The following is a 19,061-nucleotide window of genomic DNA, read 5'->3' as shown; positions in this document are numbered from 1 at the left end:
CGCGTCGTCAGTCGACGAGCTTCCAGGGGCCGTAGGGCGCGCCCGGCTGCTCGCCCGACGTCCACCACTGCGCCTGGTAGACGTGCCCGCCGTACGTCACCCGCTCGCCGCCCACGTAGACGGTGGCGGCGCTCCACGCGGGCACGGTCCCGGGCGCGACGGCGACGATCTCGCTCCACGGCCCGCCGACGCCGCCGGGCGCCTGGTTCCGCGTCCACCACTGGGCTTTGAACGTGCGGCCCTGGTAGACGACGACGTCCCCCGCGTCGAACACGCGCGACGCGGTCCAGGCGGCAGTGCCGTCGGCCGCGGTGGCGATCTCGGCCCAGGCCCCGGTGGCCGAGGCCCCCGGCTTCTCGCCCGACGTCCACCACAGCGCCTCGAAGACCGCGCCGTCGTAGGACACCCGGTCGCCCGCGTCGTAGACCTTCGTCGCGTCCCACGCGGCCGGGCCCGGCGGGACCCCCTGGTCGCCGAGGCCGAGGTCGCACGAGATCCGCCCGCTGTACAGCGCGTGCCCCTCGCCGGCCGAGCCGGGCCCCGTGCCGTAGATGCCGTCGTCGGACCAGAGGACCTCGCGCGTCCCGTCGGCGCACGTCGACGCCGGGGCGACGGCGAAGCCCTCGAGGTTGTCGACCGGCAGACCGGCCGGCTTGGCGTAGGTGACCTCGGGGACGATCGCACCCGTCGTGCTCACCTTGAGCACGGTCGAGGCGACGCCGCACGTGTTGTCGCACAGCGCCCAGATCCGCTGCGTGCTCGCGTCGAACTGGACGTCCATGACGTGCCCCATGCCCGTGTCGACGACGGCGACCCGGTGGTACGTGTGGTCGGCGTCGAGCGCGTAGCCGTAGAGCTTGCCGTCGTTCTCGAGTCCCGCGAAGAACAGGCCGCTCCCGTGCCCCGGGTAGTCCGCCGGCCGGTACGTCGTGCCGGTCGACTCGTCGACGAACCCGTTCGCCGTCAGGTAGCTGTCCGGGACGAACGCGACGCCCTCGAACCCGAGGTTGGCCTCGGTCTTGTTCCCGGCGTGCAGCTCGGGGAACTCCGAGGTCAGGTCCCACTGGTCCGTCGCGACCAGCGTCGTGCCGGTCTGCGTCGGGTCGAAGCGCAGGACCGAGTTGAGCGGGACGTCGTTCTTCTGGTTGTTGCGCTCGGTCGTGACGTAGAGCGCGCCGTCCGGGCCGACCGTGAGGCCCTCGGTGTCGGGCTGGTTGGTCTGCGGGTCGTCGCTCCCGGGGAAGAAGATCTCCTTGCCCGCGCCCCAGCCGTTGCTCGTGTCGGGGACCCAGAGGCCGTCCTGCGGCACGAGGCGGAAGACCCAGCTCTTGTTCTTGACCGCGTAGAGCACGTCCGGGTCGCTCGGGTCGAAGGCCAGGCCGCTCACGTCACGACCCTCGGGGCCGGTCGTGGTGGTCCAGGCGCACTGCGTGTCGGCGAGGCTCACGTCCGCGCTGCCGGGCCAGGCCGTGGCAGGGAGCGCGGTGGCGGGCAGGGCGCCGGTGCCCTCGGGGCCTCCGGCTGGCAGTTCAGCGTCGAGCCGCCGCCGGCGCCCGGGTCGGTCACAGGCGACTCGCACGCGGTGGCGTTGGAGGCGCCGAAGCTCTTGAACGCCACGGACGTGAAGTCGCCGGTGCCGTCCGGGCAGCGCGCGAACGCGCCCGCCCCGAAGTCGGTGCCCTCGTCGGTGCCGGCCTGGCCGGCCGTGTAGCTCACCTGGTCGACGAGGGTGCCGGCCGTGCCGCCGGGGCCGTCGGGCAGGTAGAGCTTCACGCCGTCCCCGCCGCTGCCGAGGCCCTTGGTCGACGAGAAGTACACGTAGCCGTGCGCCGGGATCGTCGTGGTCGCGGTCCCGTCGGGGAGCTTCGCGGCGAACGGCGTGGCGCTCGCGGCCGCGCCGCTGTCGATCTGCAGCCAGCCCGTGATGCTCACGTCCGACGCGCCCGTGTTGACGAGCTCGATCGCGTCGCCGACCGGGGTGTCGCCGTTGTCGGACGAGACCTCGTTGATGCGGACGTCCGCCCAGTGCGGGTCGATCCCGGCGCCGCTCCCCGGGTCGCCGCCGTCACCGCCGTCGGACGCGCGCGGGTCGCGGCCGTCCCCGAACCGGCTCGTGCCCGGCGAACCGACGTCGGACGCGCCGCCGACGGTCGCGGCCCACGCGTGGTCGTCGTCCCCGGCGACGGAGAGCCGCCACTGGCTGGCGTCGTTCGCGCCCAGCGCGGCCGCCGTCTTCGGCTCCCCGGAGACGCCGTCGGTGCGCGGACCCTTGACCGTCCCGGTCCCCTGGTCGTTGTAGGCGAGCTGGTCGACCAGCGTCCCGGCGGCGTCGTAGACCTCGACGTCGTCCGCGCGCCCGATGTTGTGGGTCACGCCCCCGACGATCTTGACGTCGGCGTCCAGGCCCCACTGGGACCGGAAGGTCGCGGCGGGCGCCTCGGTGATCACGACGGACTCGCCCGCCCCCACCTCGCCGAACGCGGACAGCGGGACCTGGCCCGGGCCGCCACCGCTGGCGGCGTACGACCAGCCGGTGAGGTCGACCGGCGCGGCGCCGACGTTGGTGAGCTCGACGAACTCGCCCGCGGTGGCCTCGTTCTTGTACATCCACTCGGTGATCCGGACGGTGGACGGGCCGGCGTCCGCCTGCGCGGCACCGGGCACGGCGAACGCGAGGACTCCGGTGGTGGCCGCGACCGCGAACGTCGCGAGGGCCCGGCGAGCATGGGTCTGCATGGTGCGGATCCTGGCGGCGCGCGACGTCTTCCGGTCGTCCGGACGGTGAACGCAGCGCGAACATCCGCTTCCGGTCGGCGCGTGCGCTTTCGTCCGTTTTTCACGAGACCTCCGAAATCGTTACGCTCACCTGGTGACGACGCCCCCGCAGCCGACGCCCGCGCTCACCGACGCGCAGCTCGCCGCGCTCTGCGCACCCCTCGGCCGACCCGTCTCCAGCGAGCGCCTGGCCGGCGGTCTGTTCGCCGCCGTGCACGCCGTCACCCTCGACGGCGGCCGCCGCGTCGTCGTCAAGGCCGGGACCGCCGACGAGTCCCGGCTGCTCACCTACGAGCACGGCATCATCGGCACCGAGGCCGCGTTCCTGCGCCTGGTGCACGCGACCCCGGGAGCGCCGTCGGACGTGCTGCCCGAGCTGCTCCACGAGGACCGCAGCCGGACCGCCTTCCCCGGGGACGCCGTCGTGATGACGCACCTCGACGGGGCGCTGTGGTTCCAGGTGGCCGCCGACGCCGAGCGCGCCGGCGCCCCGCTCGACGCCGCGACGACGGCGCGCGTCCAGCGCGAGGTGGGCGGGGCGCTCGCCCGGCTCCACCGGGCGACGGGCACGGCCTACGGCTACCCGGCGCCCGAGGCCGGGCTGGCCCGCACCACCTGGCCGGACGCGTTCGCCGCGATGATCGAGGCGGTGCTCGACGACGCCGCGCGGTGGGGCATCGAGGTGCCGGCGTTCGCGGTGCGCGAGGCGGTCGTGCGGGGCGAGCAGGCCCTCGCACGGGTCACGACGCCGCGGCTCGTGCACGGGGACCTGTGGGCGGGGAACGTCTTCGTCGACCCGGCGACCTACGCCGTCACAGGCGTCATCGACGGCGAGCGTGCCCTGTTCGGCGACCCCTCTTCGACCTGATGGCCGCCGACCCGCTCGGGACCGGCGGGATCCCCACGCCGTTCCTCGAGGGGTACCGCGCGGCCGGCGGGGAGCTCGCCGAGCCACGGACGCCCGCCGCCGAGGACGAGGCCGTGCGGCTCAGGCTCTACCGGCTCTACCTGCACCTCGTGATGCACGTGGAACAGGGTCCTCGCGGCCCGGCGGCCCCGGAGCACCGCGCGCTCATCGCGCAGAACCTCGAGGCGATCGTCGGGAGGCTGGCCGCGCGGCCGGTCGCCGTCTGACTGCCCCCACGCCGAGGTAGTCCTCGCCGGCGTCAGTGTGACAGGAGGAGCTCGCCGAGCGCCGTCTCGAGCGGGCGGTCCAGGCCGAGCGCCTGGAGGCGCGAGACCCGCGTCGCGACCGGCTCGTCGGCGGTCGCGACGGCGAGCAGCCGCTCCTTGAGGTCGTAGCCGATCTGCGCGCGGTCGAGCAGGTCGAACACGCGCCCGGGCAGGTCGCCCGCGTCGAGCGCGGTCCCCGCCCCCAGCCCGACGACGACCTCCGCCTCCACGGGGACGTCCGCCACGGTCACGGCGAGCGCCGTCCCCCGCGGGTCGGCCGCCAGGGTCACGCGCCGGACGTCCGCCTCGACGCGCACCCCGTCGACGGTCACCGCGACCGTCGCGGCCTCGTCGGCACCCAGCGCGCGCAGCGACGGGAACGTCAGCGTCCAGGTGCGCCGGGCGGGCAGCGCTGCGAGCCCCGCCGCTCCCCGCTCGCCGGCCCGACGACGGCGCGTCCGTCGGCCTGCGACCATCGCACCGGGGTGCGCACGACGTTCGGCGCGTCGGGGCCGGGGACGGGGGCGCCGTCGTCCTCGACGAGGTCGAACGCGCCGTCCGCGCCGACGACCACGAGCACCTCGACCGCCTCAGGACAAGCGAGGTCGTTCCCGGGGACCGCCGCGGCGTCGAGCGGCACGATCCCGCCCGCGGGAGCGAGCACGGGCACGGACGCGAGCGGCCGGTGCAGGACGATCTCCCGCCCGTTGTCGGACCCGGCGTCGTACACCTGACCGGTCAGCACGTCGACCCAGGTGCCCGCCGGCAACCAGGTCCGGACCTCGCCGAGGCGCGTGGCGCCGTCGGCGGGCGAGGTGATCGGCGCGACGACCAGCTCCGACCCGAAGAGGAACGTGTTCCGCGCGCCGTACGCCCCGGCGGCGCCCGGCCACCGGTGGTAGAGCGGGCGCACGAGCGGCGTCGCGTCGAAGGCCGCGCGGTGGTTCATCGCGTGCAGGTACGGCACGAGGCGGTGGCGCAGGCGCAGGAACGCGGTCATGGTCTCGCGCGCCTCGGCACCGAACGCCCACGGCGCCTTGGTGATGAACGGGTTCGCGCCCGAGTGCAGCCGCATGATCGGCGACAGGACGCCGAGCTGGAACCAGCGGGTCGCGAGCTCGTCGTCCTTGGCGCCGTGGAAGTGGCCGCCGATGTCGTGCGACCACCAGCCGTACCCGATGTTCGACGCCGACGCCGTGAAGTACGGCTGGAAGTCGAGGCTCGCCCACGAGATGACGCTGTCGCCCGAGAAGCCCACGGGATAGCGGTGCGATCCCGGCCCGGCGTAGCGCGAGAAGGTGAGCGGGCGGTCGTCGCGCACGGCTTGGCCGTCCGCGGTCCGGGTCAGCTCGCGCGGCCGCGCGTTGTCGAGGAAGTGGTAGTGGTTGAGCATCCAGAGCGGGTCGATGCCCGTGACGCGCGAGTGCGGCCCGGACTGCCAGTCGAGCCACCAGAAGTCGACGCCGTCGCGCTCGAGCCGGCGGTGCAGCACCGCGAAGTACGCCTCGAGGAAGGGGCGGTCGGTGACGTCGAACGCGATCGGGTCGCGCTGCGAGGTGTCGTGGCCGAGCGCCGCGGCCATCGCCTGGTACGCGTCCTCGTGCGCGCGGACGCCGTCGGCGGGGTGCACGTTGAGCGTGACCCGCAGGCCGCGCTCGTGCAGCCAGGCGAGGAACTTGGCGGGATCGGGGAAGAGCGACCGGTTCCACGTGTAGCCGGTCCAGCCGCTGCCGAGCTCGGGGTCCACGTCGACGACGTGCCAGTCCATGTCGACGACGCTCACCGAGAACGGCACGCCCTCGGCCGCGAACCGCTCGATCAGCGCCTCGTACGACGCCGCCGTGTAGGGGTGGTAGCGGCTCCACCAGTTCCCGAGCGCGAACCGCGGCAGCAAGGGCTGGGGTCCCGAGACGGCGTAGAACGCGCGGAGCGCCTCGGCGTGGTCGGTCCCGTACGCGAACACGTACAGGTCCTCCCGCCGGCCCGACGACGCAGCCCCGGCACCCGTCCGGTCGCCGCCGCGCGGGGCGACCCAGCCGTCGTCGGTGAAGAGCATGGAGGCGGAGTCGTCCAGCACGGCGAACCCCGTGCGCGAGACGACGCCGAGCTCGAGGGGATGGCGCCGTCGGCCTCGTCGAGGGTGCGGGCCGTGCCACGGAGCCCGGGCATCCCGGCGACCGTGCCGTCGGCGTCGCCGAGCTCCTCGCCGTAGCGCCAGACCGAGTGGTAGACGGTCACGCCCCCTGGACGGCGACGGACAGGCCGCTCGTCGAGAACGGCCCCTTGTCGTAGACGAGCCGGAACCGGTTGGTGACGACCTCGAGGTTCGGGCCGTCGTCGAGCACGCGGAACGCCGGGACGGGGAGCCGCCGCCGGATCGCGAAGGTCGAGGCGCGGTCCTCGAACACGCCGTCCTCGGCGTACTCCAGCCGCACCAGCCCGTCCGTGAGGACCGTGATGCGGTACCGGTCGCCCTGAACGACGGCGCGCGGGTCGGCGACGGGGTCCGTCGCCAGGACGGGGAGGCTGCGGGCGTCGTCGGGCATGGGTCCAGTGTTCCTCGTCGGTGTAGGGAAAGGTCCGTCGAACAAAGATGCGCCGGCCGGTGGGCGGAGCGGAGCCCACCGACCGGCGCACGACGCCGGCCCAGGTCCGGATGACGGGCCGGAGATCGGGTGCGTCAGCTCGCGGAGTCGATCGCGCGCTGCGCCTGCGTCTGGGCGTCGGACAGGAGCTTGCCGATGTCCGCGTCCTTCTTGGTGAGGATGCTCTGGACCACCGGGTCGAGCTTCGAGTACACGTCCTGCGTGGCGACGCCGGGCTCCGGGACGAGCGGCTGCTTGAAGACGTTGTCCGTGTAGCCCTTCATCTGGTCCAGGGGGACGTTGATGTACGGCTTGATCCACTCCTGCTGCTGGTTGTACGTCGCCTGGTCGAAGATCGGGAGCTGCGGGGCCCCGACCGGCTGCTTGTTGGCGACGGACTGCTGCGCGGACGCGACGGCGGCGTCCTTGTCGACGAGCGGCTGGACGTAGTAGAAGTCGATCCACTTCACGGACGCGACCTGCGCCTGCTCGTCGGCCTTGGCGCTGACCGCGGCGAGCGTGCCGCCGCCGAGGACGCCGGCGTCGTCGCCCTGGAGCGGGAGGACCGTCAGGCCGTAGTCCTTCATGTCCATGTTGTTCTGGGTGATGAGGTTCGGCAGGTTGCCGCCGCCCGACACGTACATGCCGATCTTCCCGGCGGCGAAGTCCTGGTTGATGCCGTTCCAGTCGTACAGGAAGTTGGCACCCATCGAGTTGTCTTCCCAGCGCATGTCGTGGATGTACTGGGCGACCTGCTTCGCCTGGTCGGTGGCGATGGTGGCGGTCGTCTTGCCGCCGTCGGTGGCCTCCACGCGGCCGCCGAACGCGTTCACCATCGTGGTGAAGATCCAGCCGCCGGTGTTGTCCTTGGTCATCATCGCGAGGCCGGCCTGGCCGGTCGTGTCCGCGATCTGCTTGGCGTCGGTGCGGACCTCGTCCCACGTGGTCGGCGGCTTGTCGGGGTCGAGCCCGGCCTGCGTGAAGAGCGTGCGGTTGTAGTGCAGGCCCTGGCCGTAGGCGGCGATCGGGACGGCCCACTGGCTGCCGTCGGACGCCTGGCCCTCGGCCGCGATGTTCTCGTTGAAGTTCTTCGCGTACGGGAGCTGGGACACGAGGCCGCTGATGTTCGCGACCTGGTTCTGCGCGATGAGGCCGCGGCCGTCCGTGAACGGCACCGTGAACACGTCGGGGAGCGTCCCGCCGGCGAGGTCCGCGGTGAAGGTCGTCGCGGTCCAGGTGTACTCCTGCGACTTGACCGTGATGAGCGGGTTCGCCTTCTCGAAGGCGGCCACGCGGGCGTCGAACTGGTCCTTGGCGTCCTTGCTCAGGCCCTTGTCGATCGCGACGCTGATGGTGACGGGGCCGCTCAGGGTCGCGGCCGCCGTCGGGCTGGGGGACTTGTCGGTGGCGCCGGAGTCGCCGCTGCTGCAGGCGGCGAGGGCGCCGAGGCTCACGATGCCGACGACGGCGACCGCAGCCTTGATCGATGACTTCATCGTCTTCTCCTTGAAGGTCCGGCACGGGGGCCGGGGTCCGGGCGGGGGCGCTGCGCCGTCGGGCTCTCGCTCCTCAGGTTTAGCGCTACACGTTTAACGCTAAACGCAGGTAGGATCGGACGTCAAGACGCCGACGGCGGCGGGACGGTCACGATGTGGTCACGGCCCGTTGGCCGTCGACGACCCCGAGGACAGGAGGCACGGTGGCCCGGGTCACCCTCAAGGACATCGCCCACGAGGCCGGCGTCAGCGTCATGACCGTCTCCAACGTCGTCAACGGCAACCTCGGACGGGTCTCCGCGACCACCGCCGACGAGGTCCGCCGGGTCATCGCCGCCCGCGGGTACGTGCCGAACGGCTCCGCCCAGTCGCTCGCCGCCGGCCGCACCCGGCTCGTCGGGCTCCTCGTCCCGCCCGGCACCGAGGACCAGAGCCTGCTCGTCAGCGCGCACGACGTCAGCGTCGTCGGCGCCGTCGAGGCCACGCTCCGCCACCACGACAACCACCTCATGCTCCGCAGCGCCGGCACCGCCGACGACGTGCGCGAGTCCGTGCGGCGCTGGAACCTCGACGGCATCGTCGTCATGAACTACACCGACGCCGAGCTCGAGGACCTCGACCTCCCCGGGACACGCCCGTCGTGCTCGTCGACGCGTACGAGCGGGAGGGCGGGGACGGCAGCTCTCGGGCCACCGAAGGCTCGCGGGTGGCCCGCGTCGGGTCCGACGACGCCCAGGGCGGGCGGCTCGCCGCCGAGCACCTCCTCGCGCTCGGGCATCGGCGGATCGTGTTCACCGGCCCGACGACGACACCCAGCCGCGTCGTCGCCGAACGACTCCGCGGCTTCCGAGAGGCACTCGAGGCGGCCGGCGTCGCGTGGGACGACGCCCTCGTCGTGCCGGCGAACACGAGCTTCGACGAGGGGCTGCGGGCCGGGGCCGTGGTGGCCGACGAGCACCCCGACGCCACTGCCGTCCTCGCGACCGCCGACATCCTCGCCGCCGGGGTCTCGCGGGCCCTGGCACGGGCGGGCCGCGTCGTCCCGGACGACGTGTCCGTCGTCGGGTACGACGACACCGACGTCGCCGAGTACGTCACCCCGAGCCTCACGACCGTCCGACAGGACGTCGTCGCCAAGGGCGCACCGCGGCCACGCTGCTGCTGGAGATGATCGACGGCGAGCGCCCCGACGACCCCGCGCGCCTCGGCGTCGAGCTGGTGGTGCGGGAGTCGACAGCCCCCGCCCCGAAGTAGGTCACAGGTGCGTCACAACTGCCGTCGTCGCAGGTCGGACGCGCGGCGTCGCTGCTAGCGTCGCGCGCATCCGGCTGGACGAGGGGTTCCTGTGCACGCTCACCGACACGCCCGCGCGCGGAGGTTCGTCGTCGCACTGACGGCGCCGTTCGCCCTTCTCCTCGCCCTCCCGACGACGGCCCACGCCGCCGAACCCGTGTCGCCTCCAGCGCCGGGGACGACGGCGCCGTCCTCGGTCCTCGCGTCGATAGCGCCCGGCGGCCAGGCGTACCGCACGGCGGCCCACTACATCCTCGACGCTCCCGACAGCGAGACCGCCGTCGCCAAGGGCTTGACGCTCGGCACGCCTCACGCGCTGCTCTACTACGACGACGCCGACCGGGTGGCGTCCACCATCGGAGGAGACGAGCTCGTGTCTCCGACCGGTGGCGTCGAATGGGTCGTCCTCGCCCACCAGGGCGACGAGACGGTCGGGATGTTCACCCTCCGCGACGACGGTCAGGTCGACTCGTACGGCGGTGGTGACGGTGCGGCCTTCGAGATCATCGTCGAGGCGCTGCCCGCGGACACGCTGCTGCTCGTCGCGGGACCTCCGGTTCGGTCGTCCTACTACACGCTGAGCGACGATCGCCGGATCGTCACCCCCTCGACGCCGAAGCGCGAGAGGCCACGGGTGCCAAGCCTCTGAGCGCGGCGACGTTCCGCTCGGCGCAACGCGAGGTGTACGCCACCTGGCTCGCGACGTCCGACGGCGGCGTGCCGGAGACGCCACCGGCCGGCACGGACGTCGCGCTCTCGTTCGCGATCCTGGGAGCCGTCGCAGCGGGCGGCATCGTCTGGGCGGTGCTGGTCAACCGCCGTCGGCACCGCCTCGGCCTGGGAGCCTGACGAGCGGGGCGCGCCAAAGAGGGCCCGCGCCGCGTATGCAGGCTGCTAGCGTCGCCGGGTGCCGCCCCACTCGCTCCTGCCCCGCTCGGCGCCGGCCCGAGAAGCGGTCTCGTCCCGGGCCGTCGCAGCCCTGCTGGACCGGCTCGCGGAGAAGACGGTCGAGTGCCACTCGCTGATGGTCGTGCGTCACGGGCACGTCGTCGCCGAGGGCTGGTGGGCCCCGTACTCCGCCGAACAGCCCCACCTCCTCTACTCGCTGACGAAGTCGTTCACCTCGGTCGCGGTGGGCTTGGCGATCGAGGACGGTCTGCTCTCGCTCGACGACCGACTGGTCGACGTGCTGCCGGAACATGTCCCGGATGACGTGCCGGCGCAGGGACGGCGCATCACCGTGCACCACCTGCTCTCGATGACCGTGGGGCATCCGACGGACAGCCTCGAGGAGGCGTGGCGGCTCGAGCCGCGCGATCTGGTCAAGGGTTCCTGCGCGTGCCCTTCACCGCGCCCGAGGGCACGGTCCACACGTACGACAACGCCACCACCTTCGTCCTGGCCCGCATGGTGGAACGGGTCACCGGCCGCGGCCTTCCCGACTTCCTCGACGAGCGACTGTTCCGCCCGATGGGCATCGAGGACGTCGAATGGGATCGCGTCTCGAGCGGCCTCGCGTTCGGGTTTCACGGGCTCCACCTGACCACCGAGGCGGTCGCCGCCTTCGGCGAGCTGCTGCTGCGCGGCGGCCGTTGGGGCGAGCGGCAGCTGGTGCCCCGCGACTACGTCGAGCTCGCGACACGACCGCACGCTGCCAGCCGGAACCCTGACGAGGGCGCCGACCGCGCCGACTTCCTCAGCGGCTACGGCTATCAGATCTGGCTCTCGCGTCACGGCTTCCACGGCAACGGCGCCTACGGGCAGCACTGCGTCGTCGTCCCCTCGCACGACCTCGTCGTGGTCGTGACCTCCGCCCAGCGCACCGTGCAGCACGCGCAGGACGTGCTCGACGCCGTCTGGGACTGCCTGCTTCCTGGCATCGACCACGCAGACAGCCCTGCCGACGACGAAGCCCTCGCCGAGCGGCTGCGCGCCCTCTCCCTGCCGCTGCCCCAAGGCTCGTCCGGCCCGCAGCTCCCTGTCACCGCGGCGCTCGACTCCTCGTCGCCGGACTCCGCCCTGCCCGACGGCACGGTGGTGCTCCTCCAACCGAGCCACGACGGCTGGCGGGCGCGGTTCGAGGGGCTCGTCGACGTCCCGATCGGCGACGGCCGATGGGCGGACAGCTCGCCGCTCGGGCGCCCCGTCCGTGCCGCCGGAGCCTGGGACGGCACCACCTTCGTCGCCGACGTCTACGTCATCAGCAGCCCGCACTGCGTCCGGCTCACGGTCGAGCCCCGCGCAGGGGTCGCCCACGCGGAATGGACCACGGTGCCGTTGACCGGCCCGGACCTCCTGCTGCACCTCCGATCCCCTCTGATGACGCGGCCCGACGTCGCGTAGAGCGGCGTCAGGACGCGAGCCGCACCGCACCCCCGCGCTCGACCTCCCAGCGCGTCCCGACCTCGACCCCCGCCCCGATGCGCCGGAGGAACGCGTCGTCGTGGCTCACGACGACGAGCGCCCCGCGGTACCCGTCGAGGGCGTCGGCGAGCTGGTCGATGCTGGCGAGGTCGAGGTTGTTGGTGGGTTCGTCGAGGACGAGGAGCTGCGGCGGCGGGTCGGCGAGCAGGACGCGCGCGAGCGCGACCCGAAACCTCTCGCCCCCGGACAGGGTCCGGACGGGCCGGTCGACGGTCGCCCCCGCAGCAGGAACCTCGCCAGCCGGTTCCGCACCTCGCCCGGGGTGAGCTCCGGAGACCCCGAACGGACGGTGTCGAGGACGCTGGCGTCGTCGTCGGGCAGGGTGAGGCGCTGGGCGAGGTAGCCGACCCGGTCGGTCAGCAGCCGGCCGCGCGGCTCGCCCGACGGGGGCCGGAGCCCGAGCAGCTCCTCGATCAGCGTCGTCTTGCCGGCGCCGTTGGGACCCCCGAGAGCGACGCGCTCGGGGCCCTGGAGGACGATCGGCCGCCCGTCGGCGCCGTCGAGCTCGAGCAGCCGGCGACCGCTCGGGACCTCGGTGCCGGGGAGGTCGACGCGGATGTGGTCGTCGTCGCGGACACGTGACTCGGCGTCCTCGACGGCGGCCCTCGCCTTCTCGAGGCGGTCGTCGGCGAGGGCGCGGGTGCGACCGGCGGTGGCCTCGGCGGCGTTCTTGCGGGCGTTGGCGAGGATCTTCGGCATGCTCTCGGCGGCCTTCTTGCCCGCCTTCGCCGACCGGGCGATCTTGGTCTCCGCCTCGATCCGCTCGCGCTTCTCGGTGCGGAGCCGCTGCTCGGCGGTCCGGACGGCGCGGGCCGCGGCCTCCTGCTGGACGGCGAGGTGCTCCTCGTACGCGCTGTACGTCCCGCCGTAAACCTCGAGCGAGCCGTCGCGGAGCTCCGCGGTGGAGTCCATGAGGTCGAGGAGGGTCCGGTCGTGGCTGACGACGACGAGCGTCCCCCGCCACGCCTCGACCATGGCGTAGAGGCGCCCGCGGGCGTCGCGGTCGAGGTTGTTGGTGGGCTCGTCGAGGAGCGTCACCGGCGTGTCCGCGAGGCGAAGCCCCGCGAGCGCCGCCAGGATCGTCTCCCCGCCGGACAGGGTGCGGGCGGGCCGGTCGAGGTCGGCGACGTCGAGCCCGGCGGAACGGGCTGCGTCGGCGGCCCGCTGCTCGACCTCCCAGTCGTCGGCGAGCGCGTCGAACGCTGCCTCGAGCTCCTCGGGGTCGGCGGTGCCGGACTCGATGAGCCGGAACGCGCGCAGCCGCGACCCGACGCCGAGGAGGTCGGCGACGGACGCGCCCTCGTCGCGCACGGTGAGGTGCTGCGGGAGGTACGCGACGTCACCGGTGGTGGTGACGCTCCCCGACGTGGGGACGAGTTCCCCCGCGACGAGGCGGAGCAGCGTGGACTTGCCGGCGCCGTTGCGACCGACGAGGCCCGTGCGGCCGGTGGTGAAGGACGCCGTCAGGTCGCGGAGCGCGACGGTGCCGTCGGGCCAGGCGAACGTGAGGCGGGTGAGGACGACGGAGGGTGCAGAAGAAGGGCGAAAGGCCATAGAAGGCTCCCGGGATTCGGCGAAGAGACGCCGACCACCTCTGCGAGCGGGGGCTCGAGCAGCAGGTGGGTCAGCGCGCGGACGCTGAGCGGGGAGCGATCCTCACCGGGTGCCTTCCGTCGGGGGCAGGGGGATGCCCCGACGCGGTGGCGCGCGGGGGCACGGGTCCACTGTCGCATGCCCCGGCGAACGGCACCAGCGTTTATGCCGGCGGCGTAGGCCACCGGCCGACGCGCGACGGTCCTGGCCGGTAGCGTCGGCGTCCGACGATCGGAGGACCCGTGAGGCTGTGGAGCGTGCACCCGCGGTACCTGGACCGCCAGGGCCTGACGGCGTGCTGGCGGGAGGCGCTGCTCGCCCAGGCGGTGCTGGCCGGCCGCACGACCGGGTACCGCAACCACCCGCAGCTCGAGCGGTTCCGGGCCGCCGACGACCCGCTCCGGACGGTGGGTGCGTACCTCGCCGCCGTCGCCGACGAGGCGTCTGCGCGGGGCTACCGGTTCGACCGCGCCCGCATCGACGCACCCCGCGCACGGCCGTGCCCGACGACGTCGTCCCTGTCCCGCGGATGCCCGTCACGGCCGGACAGCTCGCGCACGAGTGGGCGCACCTGCGGGCCAAGCTCGACGCGCGGAGCCCGGACCTCGCGGCACGGTGGGCGGACGTGACCGCACCCGACCCGCACCCGTCGTTCGTCGTCGTGCCCGGACCGGTGGCGTCGTGGGAGCGCGTCAGCGACGGTTCCGCTGCCGCCAGCGCGCGACCTCCGCGTCCACGTCCCGCAGCGGGGTGACGACGGGCGGACCACCCAGGAGCTGACGACGCGCCTCGATCACGCGCCGGTTGAACTCCTCGAGAGCCTCGCGGACCCGCGTCTCGGAGAACTCCCGGTCGAGCCGCGCGTCGAGCCCGGCGTCGTCCTTGCGGAGCTGGAACGCCTCCGGCAGCACGCCGCTGATCTGCTCCCGTTCGACGAGCTGCTTGATCCACCAGTCCGGGTCGTGGTGCGTGCCGAGGTTCGGGATGGGCTTGCCGGCGAGCGGGAGGTCGTCGAACTCGCCGCGCTCGATCGCCTCGTCGACGAGGTGGTCGACCCACCGCGACCGCAGCTCGAGCTGGTGCCGCGCCCGCAGCCGGGCCTGCGGCGAGTGCGGGTTCTCGGAGCGCTTGCCCTCCTCCTCCCGACGACGGCGCTCGGCCCGGCGCTCCGCGGGTTCCGGGTCGCGAGGCGCGTCTCGGGGCTCGGGGGCGGGTGCTGCGGCGGCGGGATCGGTCACGGTGTACTCCGGAGCTCGGGCTCCCTCACGCTAGCGCACACGCGTAGCGACACCCACCGCCACAGCTCGCCACGACCGTGCCCGATCTGCCCGAGCTGCCCCGCGCGTCGACGGCGACGCGCCGAGCCGTCAGGGGCGTTGTGGTGGTGGGTGTGACTACGACGCCGTCACCGCCCGGCTCGATCGCGGACGCACAGCACGGAACGCGCCGTCGACCAGCACGGGGACGACGTCGTCGGCGTCGAGGTCTGCGGCGACGACGACGTCCTCGGCGAACCCGGCGTCCGCGAGCTCTCGGCCGCTCGAGCACGCGGCCAGCGACGCCGCGAGATCGTGCTGTACAGCCTCGAAGGCCGCGAGTGCAGCCGCGGCCTCCGGCGAGAGACGCCGCGCGGGGAGGCCTGCGTGGCGCAGCTCGGCGACGAGCGCCTCGACGACGCCGCCCGCGCCCCAGAAGTCCTCGACGGCAGGCCGCAACGTGTCGTCCGGCCACCGCTCCCCCGCCGCGACCACCGCGACGGGGCCGGGAGGCGCGGACCGAGCGAGCCACCGCGCGACTGCCGCACGAGTCCGGAGCGACGCCGCGACGACCTGCGCCCCGGCGTCGGCCAGCCCCGCCACGATCGTCGAGCCGTTCGGTGACGGGAGCACGACCCGGTCGCCCCGGAGCGCGCCCGCCCTGGCGGCGCGCACCATGCCGGCGGGCGACAGGCTGACGGGAGGGACAGCGTCGGGCGCGAGCGTCCGGGCCTCGAGCCGGCCGACGGCGAGGCGGGCGCCGCGCTCGGCCGCGAGGTCCGCGGCCCGTGCGTCCTTCCACCGGCAGGGAACGATCTCGACGCCCCCGGCGACCGCGACGCCGACCGTCGTCGTGAAGCTCAGGACGTCCACGACCACCACGACGGCAGCACCGCCGCTGATCGCCGCCCCGCCGTTGGGACCCCAGTCGAACCGGACGTCGAAACCGTCCTGCGACCGGGGGTCATCACTCATCGACGACGAGCTCCTGGAGCGCCGCGGTCCGCTCACCACCGGCGTCACCGGTGTTGACCGTGCCGCGCGGCTCGAGCAGCAGGGCCAGCACCTCGTCGTCGGCGCGCGGGCAGTGCTCGACGCCTCGCGGCACGACATACACGTCGTCGGGCCCGAGCTCGACGTCGTGACGGGCTCCGTCGGCGTCGCGCTGCTGGATGACGAGGTGCCCGGAGCGGACGAGGAACAGCTCGTCCGTCTCGGGGTGGCTGTGCCAGACGAACTCGCCGTGGAGGCGCACGACCTTGACGTCGTAGTCGTTGACGCTCGCGAGGCGCCGGGGCTGCCAGGGCTCGGCGAAGGATTCGAATGCGGCTGCGATGTTGACGACGTCGGGCATGTCGTCGACCTTACGCGCGGGCCTCGGGACCCCGCCCACAGGGCCTTCGTCAGCCGCCGAACCGCGAGACCGCGCGGAGCTTGTTGACGACGTCCAGCGCCGCGACCTTGTACGCCTCCGAGAGCGTCGGGTAGTTGAACACCGTGTCGACCAGGTGGTCGACGGTCCCGCCGCACGTCATGACGGCCTGCCCGATGTGCACGAGCTCGGTCGCGTTGGTGCCGAAGACGTGCACACCCAGCAGGTGCCGGGTCTCGGTGCTCACGAGCAGCTTGAGCATCCCGTACGAGTCGCCGAGGATCTGCCCGCGCGCGAGCTCACGGTAGCGCGCCATGCCCACCTCGTACGGGACGGCCGCCCGGGTGAGCTCGTCCTCGGTGTGCCCGCAGAAGCTGATCTCGGGGATCGTGTAGATGCCGATGGGCTGCAGCTCGAGCAGCGAGCTCACGGGCTCGCCGAACGCGTGGTAGGTCGCGAGCCGCCCCTGCTCCATGGACGTCGCCGCGAGCGCCGGGAACCCGATCACGTCGCCTACGGCGTAGATGTGCTCGACGTCGGTGCGGAACAGCTTGTCGACCTGCAGCCGGCCCCGGGAGTCGGTCTCGAGCCCGGCGGCGGCGAGGTCGAGGTCGGCGGTCGCACCCTGCCGGCCCGCCGAGTACATGACGGTGTGGGCGGGGATCCGCTTGCCGCTGGTGAGGGTGGTGACGGTGCCGTGCTCGTCGGCGTCGACCCGCGCGACGGTCTCCCCGAACCGGAACTGCACCGACAGGTCGCGGAGCTGGTACTTGAGGGCCTCGACGACCTCGTCGTCGCAGAACGGCAGCATCCCCTCGTGCGACTCGACGACGGTCACGCGCGTGCCGAGCGCGGCGAAGATCGACGCGTACTCGATGCCGATCACCCCGGCTCCGACGACCACCATGGACCGCGGCACGTCGGTGAGGTGGAGGATCCCGTCGGAGTCGACGACGCGCACGTCGTCGAAGCCGACCTGGTCGGGGCGGACCGGCGTCGTCCCCGTCGCGATGACGACCTTGTCGGCGGTCGCGCGCGAGCGGGAGCCGTCGGACGACGTGATCTCGACTTCGTGCGGCCCGACGAACCGCGCGGTCCCGGTGAGCAGGTCGACGCGGTTGCGCATGAGCTGGTCGCGCACGACCTCGAGCTCGCGGCCGATGACGTGGTTGAGCCGCGAGAGCAGGTCGGTGATCGTGATGTCCTGCTTGACGCGGTAGTTGCGGCCGTACGTCTCGCGCATGTTGAGGCCGGTCAGGTAGACGACGGCCTCGCGCAGCGTCTTGGACGGGATGGTGCCGGTGTTGAGGCACACCCCGCCGACCATCTCGCGGCGCTCGACGACGGCCGCCCGCTTGCCGAGCTTCGCCGCGGCGATCGCGGCCTTCTGCCCTCCGGGACCGGACCCGAGGACGAGCAGGTCGTACTGCGGTGCGTCCATGCGCCCCAGTGTGCGCCCGCGGCGCCGATCCGTCATCGGATCCGCGTGGCCGTCCTCAGACGACGGCACGCAGGACGACCGCGTCGCCCTCGACGACGGCGCGTACGTCCGCGAGCGAGCCCACCACCCAGTCGGCGTCGGCGAGCTCGGAGGCGGGGTACGTCGTCGTGAGCGCGAGGACGCGCATGCCCGCGGCCTTCCCGGCGGCGATCCCCGCGGGCGCGTCCTCGACGACGACGCACGCGTCGACCTCGAGGATGCCGAGCTGGTCCGCGGCACGCAGGTAGGGCTCGGGGTGCGGCTTGCCGAGCTCGACGTCCTCGGACGTGACCATGACGGGCGGAAGCGGGAGGGCGAGCGCTTCGACGCTCGACCCGGCGAGGCGGCGGTCGCCGCTCGTCACGATGGCCCAGCGGTCGGCGGCGTCGCGCGCGAGCGTCGTGACGAGCTCCCGTGCTCCCGGCATCCAGCGCACGTGCCCGGCGGCCGGGTCGGACATCCGGATCAGCAGCTCGTCGGTGAGCGCGGCCCGCTCGGCCTCGTCGAGGCGCCCGGGGAGCGCGAGCTCGAGCGCCTGCGACCCGGGGATGCCGTGGATGTACGGCTCGAGGGTCTCGAACGGCACGCCGAGGTGCTCGGCGCCCCACCGCCACGCGGCCTCGACCTTCTCCGTGGTGTCGACGAGCGTGCCGTCGAGGTCGAGCAGGAGGGCGGCGGCGCGGGCGCCGTCGTCGGGCAGGGCGGGGTGGCTCACCCGGCCAGACTACCGGCGACATCTTGATAGGTGACCAAACAGTCACCTATTCTGGAGGCGTGGAGGGCGACGACCGGGTGTTCAAGGCGCTCGCCGATCCCACCCGCCGCCTCCTCCTCGACACGCTCCTCGACCATCCCGGCGCGAGCCTGACCGAGCTCGAGTCCGCCGTCGCCGCCGAGGGAGCCGCGATGACACGCTTCGGCGTCATGAAGCACCTCAAGGTGCTCACCGAGGCCGGGCTCGTGGTGACGCGCCGCGACGGACGCCGCACGCTCCACCACCTCAACCCCGTTCCCGTCCAGCTCATCCACGACCGGTGGATCACCCGGTTCACCGAGGGGCCCACGCAGGTGCTCGCGGACCTCAAGCACACGCTGGAGGACCAGCTATGAGCAGCACGCCCGACGACGCAGCCCCGCTCGTCCCGCCCGTCACGACGACGCAGGTCTACCAGGTCGTCGTCCGCGCCACCCCGCAGGCCGTGTGGGACGCGCTCGTCGACCCCGAGCAGACCACGCGGTACTTCCACCGCGCACGGATCGAGGTGGTCGGGGACCGGATCGTCTCCCACGGGCCCGACGGCGACCTGTGGACCGACGGCGCGATCCTCGAGAGCGACCCTCCCCACCGGCTCGTCCACGAGTGGCGTTCGCTCTACGACCCGGTCGGCGCGGAGGAGCCCGCCAGCCGCGTGACGTGGCAGATCGACGACCGCGGCGACGGCACCGTCCTGCTCACGACCGTCCACGACCGGCTCGACGGCTCGCCGCACACCGCCTCGAGCGTGTCCGGCATCGGGTGGACCACCGTGCTCAGCGGCCTCAAGACGCTCCTGGAGACCGGCGAGCCACTGGTCTGCTGACGCGGCCGGCGCCCGCCGCCAGGGACGAGCGCCG

Annotated in this window: 19 protein-coding genes and 4 pseudogenes; 10 read left to right on the top strand and 13 right to left on the bottom strand. The window is 73.4% G+C overall.

The genetic code is table 11. From position 1 onward, the window contains the following. Positions 1-7: 7 nt before the first annotated feature. Together QQK45_RS08630 and QQK45_RS08625 are read right to left on the bottom strand one after the other, a co-directional pair. A complete protein-coding gene (locus QQK45_RS08630; RefSeq protein WP_284292916.1) occupies positions 8-1,387 on the bottom strand; it encodes a carbohydrate-binding protein in 1,380 nt (459 codons plus the stop codon). Between the two features lie 56 nt (positions 1,388-1,443). Further along, entirely contained in the window at positions 1,444-2,736 is a 1,293-nt protein-coding gene (locus QQK45_RS08625; protein ID WP_284292915.1) for a lamin tail domain-containing protein, read from the bottom strand. Between the two features lie 133 nt (positions 2,737-2,869). Between QQK45_RS08625 and QQK45_RS08620 the strand changes: the two genes are divergently transcribed. Together QQK45_RS08620 and QQK45_RS08615 are read left to right on the top strand one after the other, a co-directional pair. Beyond that, positions 2,870-3,643, top strand: a complete 774-nt coding sequence (locus tag QQK45_RS08620; RefSeq protein ID WP_284292914.1) for a phosphotransferase family protein — start codon at positions 2,870-2,872, stop codon at positions 3,641-3,643. After that, positions 3,643-3,909 (top strand): hypothetical protein, encoded by a 267-nt coding sequence (locus QQK45_RS08615; RefSeq protein WP_284292913.1) that lies wholly within the window; start codon positions 3,643-3,645, stop codon positions 3,907-3,909. The genes QQK45_RS08620 and QQK45_RS08615 overlap by 1 nt, the downstream gene beginning before the upstream one ends. A 32-nt stretch (positions 3,910-3,941) precedes the next feature. On the opposite strand, the gene QQK45_RS08610 is transcribed toward QQK45_RS08615, so the two are convergent. The 4 genes from QQK45_RS08610 to QQK45_RS08595 all read right to left on the bottom strand — a co-directional run bounded on the left by QQK45_RS08610 (position 3,942) and on the right by QQK45_RS08595 (position 8,029). Beyond that, positions 3,942-4,424, bottom strand: a complete 483-nt coding sequence (locus QQK45_RS08610; RefSeq protein ID WP_284292912.1) for a hypothetical protein — start codon at positions 4,422-4,424, stop codon at positions 3,942-3,944. Further along, a complete protein-coding gene (locus QQK45_RS08605) occupies positions 4,331-6,025 on the bottom strand; it encodes a glycoside hydrolase family 31 protein (protein ID WP_284292911.1) in 1,695 nt (564 codons plus the stop codon). The genes QQK45_RS08610 and QQK45_RS08605 overlap by 94 nt, the downstream gene beginning before the upstream one ends. 157 nt (positions 6,026-6,182) lie before the next feature. After that, positions 6,183-6,494, bottom strand: a complete 312-nt coding sequence (locus QQK45_RS08600) for an alpha-glucosidase domain-containing protein (protein ID WP_284292910.1) — start codon at positions 6,492-6,494, stop codon at positions 6,183-6,185. 134 nt (positions 6,495-6,628) lie between these two features. Continuing rightward, the gene (locus QQK45_RS08595; RefSeq protein WP_284292909.1) at positions 6,629-8,029 is read right to left on the bottom strand and encodes an ABC transporter substrate-binding protein; all 1,401 of its coding nucleotides are present in this window, start codon (positions 8,027-8,029) and stop codon (positions 6,629-6,631) included. Between the two features lie 640 nt (positions 8,030-8,669). Between QQK45_RS08595 and QQK45_RS08590 the strand changes: the two genes are divergently transcribed. The 5 genes and pseudogenes from QQK45_RS08590 (at position 8,670) to QQK45_RS08575 (ending at position 11,665) form a co-directional block, all read left to right on the top strand. After that, entirely contained in the window at positions 8,670-9,200 is a 531-nt protein-coding gene (locus tag QQK45_RS08590) for a substrate-binding domain-containing protein (protein ID WP_284292907.1), read from the top strand. Between the two features lie 174 nt (positions 9,201-9,374). Further along, positions 9,375-9,971 carry a hypothetical protein gene (locus QQK45_RS08585; protein ID WP_284292906.1) on the top strand — a complete coding sequence of 199 codons (597 nt, stop codon included), beginning with the start codon at positions 9,375-9,377 and terminating at the stop codon, positions 9,969-9,971. Between the two features lie 32 nt (positions 9,972-10,003). Next, positions 10,004-10,171, top strand: a complete 168-nt coding sequence (locus QQK45_RS08580; protein ID WP_284292905.1) for a hypothetical protein — start codon at positions 10,004-10,006, stop codon at positions 10,169-10,171. A 58-nt stretch (positions 10,172-10,229) separates the two neighbouring features. Then, positions 10,230-10,601 (top strand): annotated as a pseudogene (locus tag QQK45_RS23105) (serine hydrolase domain-containing protein); the annotation flags it as partial. 17 nt (positions 10,602-10,618) lie between these two features. Further along, complete coding sequence (locus QQK45_RS08575) at positions 10,619-11,665, top strand: serine hydrolase domain-containing protein (protein WP_348525181.1); 1,047 nt, start codon at positions 10,619-10,621, stop codon at positions 11,663-11,665. A gap of 229 nt (positions 11,666-11,894) precedes the next feature. On the opposite strand, the pseudogene QQK45_RS22055 reads toward QQK45_RS08575, so the two are convergent. Both QQK45_RS22055 and QQK45_RS22050 read right to left on the bottom strand, forming a co-directional pair. Next, a pseudogene (locus QQK45_RS22055) lies at positions 11,895-12,710 on the bottom strand (hypothetical protein); the annotation flags it as partial. Positions 12,711-12,817: 107 nt separating this feature from the next. Next, positions 12,818-13,300 (bottom strand): annotated as a pseudogene (locus QQK45_RS22050) (ATP-binding cassette domain-containing protein); the annotation flags it as partial. 281 nt (positions 13,301-13,581) lie between these two features. Between QQK45_RS22050 and QQK45_RS08565 the strand changes: the two are divergent. Beyond that, positions 13,582-14,093 (top strand): annotated as a pseudogene (locus QQK45_RS08565) (pyrimidine dimer DNA glycosylase/endonuclease V). Here QQK45_RS08565 and QQK45_RS08560 read toward each other — a convergent pair. From QQK45_RS08560 to QQK45_RS08540, 5 genes are all read right to left on the bottom strand, one after another. After that, positions 14,032-14,577: a DnaJ family domain-containing protein gene (locus QQK45_RS08560; RefSeq protein ID WP_284292902.1), complete on the bottom strand. Its 546-nt coding sequence runs from the start codon at positions 14,575-14,577 to the stop codon at positions 14,032-14,034. The pseudogene QQK45_RS08565 and the gene QQK45_RS08560 sit on opposite strands and share 62 nt — an antisense overlap. Before the next feature lie 156 nt (positions 14,578-14,733). Further along, on the bottom strand, positions 14,734-15,570 hold the full coding sequence (locus tag QQK45_RS08555) for a 2-phosphosulfolactate phosphatase (RefSeq protein WP_284292901.1): 837 nt from the start codon (positions 15,568-15,570) through the stop codon (positions 14,734-14,736). After that, the gene (locus QQK45_RS08550; RefSeq protein ID WP_284292900.1) at positions 15,563-15,949 is read right to left on the bottom strand and encodes a cupin domain-containing protein; all 387 of its coding nucleotides are present in this window, start codon (positions 15,947-15,949) and stop codon (positions 15,563-15,565) included. The genes QQK45_RS08555 and QQK45_RS08550 overlap by 8 nt, the downstream gene beginning before the upstream one ends. 49 nt (positions 15,950-15,998) lie before the next feature. Continuing rightward, positions 15,999-17,408, bottom strand: coding sequence for a Si-specific NAD(P)(+) transhydrogenase (gene sthA / locus QQK45_RS08545; RefSeq protein ID WP_284292899.1), 1,410 nt, complete (start codon positions 17,406-17,408; stop codon positions 15,999-16,001). Between the two features lie 55 nt (positions 17,409-17,463). After that, complete coding sequence (locus tag QQK45_RS08540; RefSeq protein ID WP_284292898.1) at positions 17,464-18,162, bottom strand: HAD-IA family hydrolase; 699 nt, start codon at positions 18,160-18,162, stop codon at positions 17,464-17,466. A gap of 59 nt (positions 18,163-18,221) precedes the next feature. On the opposite strand from QQK45_RS08540, the gene QQK45_RS08535 reads away from it, so the two are divergent. After that, on the top strand, positions 18,222-18,557 hold the full coding sequence (locus tag QQK45_RS08535) for an ArsR/SmtB family transcription factor (protein WP_284292897.1): 336 nt from the start codon (positions 18,222-18,224) through the stop codon (positions 18,555-18,557). After that, the gene (locus QQK45_RS08530; RefSeq protein ID WP_284292896.1) at positions 18,554-19,027 is read left to right on the top strand and encodes an SRPBCC domain-containing protein; all 474 of its coding nucleotides are present in this window, start codon (positions 18,554-18,556) and stop codon (positions 19,025-19,027) included. Before QQK45_RS08535 ends, QQK45_RS08530 begins: the two co-directional genes overlap by 4 nt. The last annotated feature ends 34 nt before the right edge of the window (positions 19,028-19,061 follow it).

The organism is Luteimicrobium album, from assembly GCF_030161555.1.
Lineage (GTDB): Bacteria > Actinomycetota > Actinomycetes > Actinomycetales > Cellulomonadaceae > Luteimicrobium > Luteimicrobium album.
The sequence above is the reverse complement of the archived record's forward strand: the minus strand, read 5'-3'. Positions and strand labels throughout refer to the sequence as shown.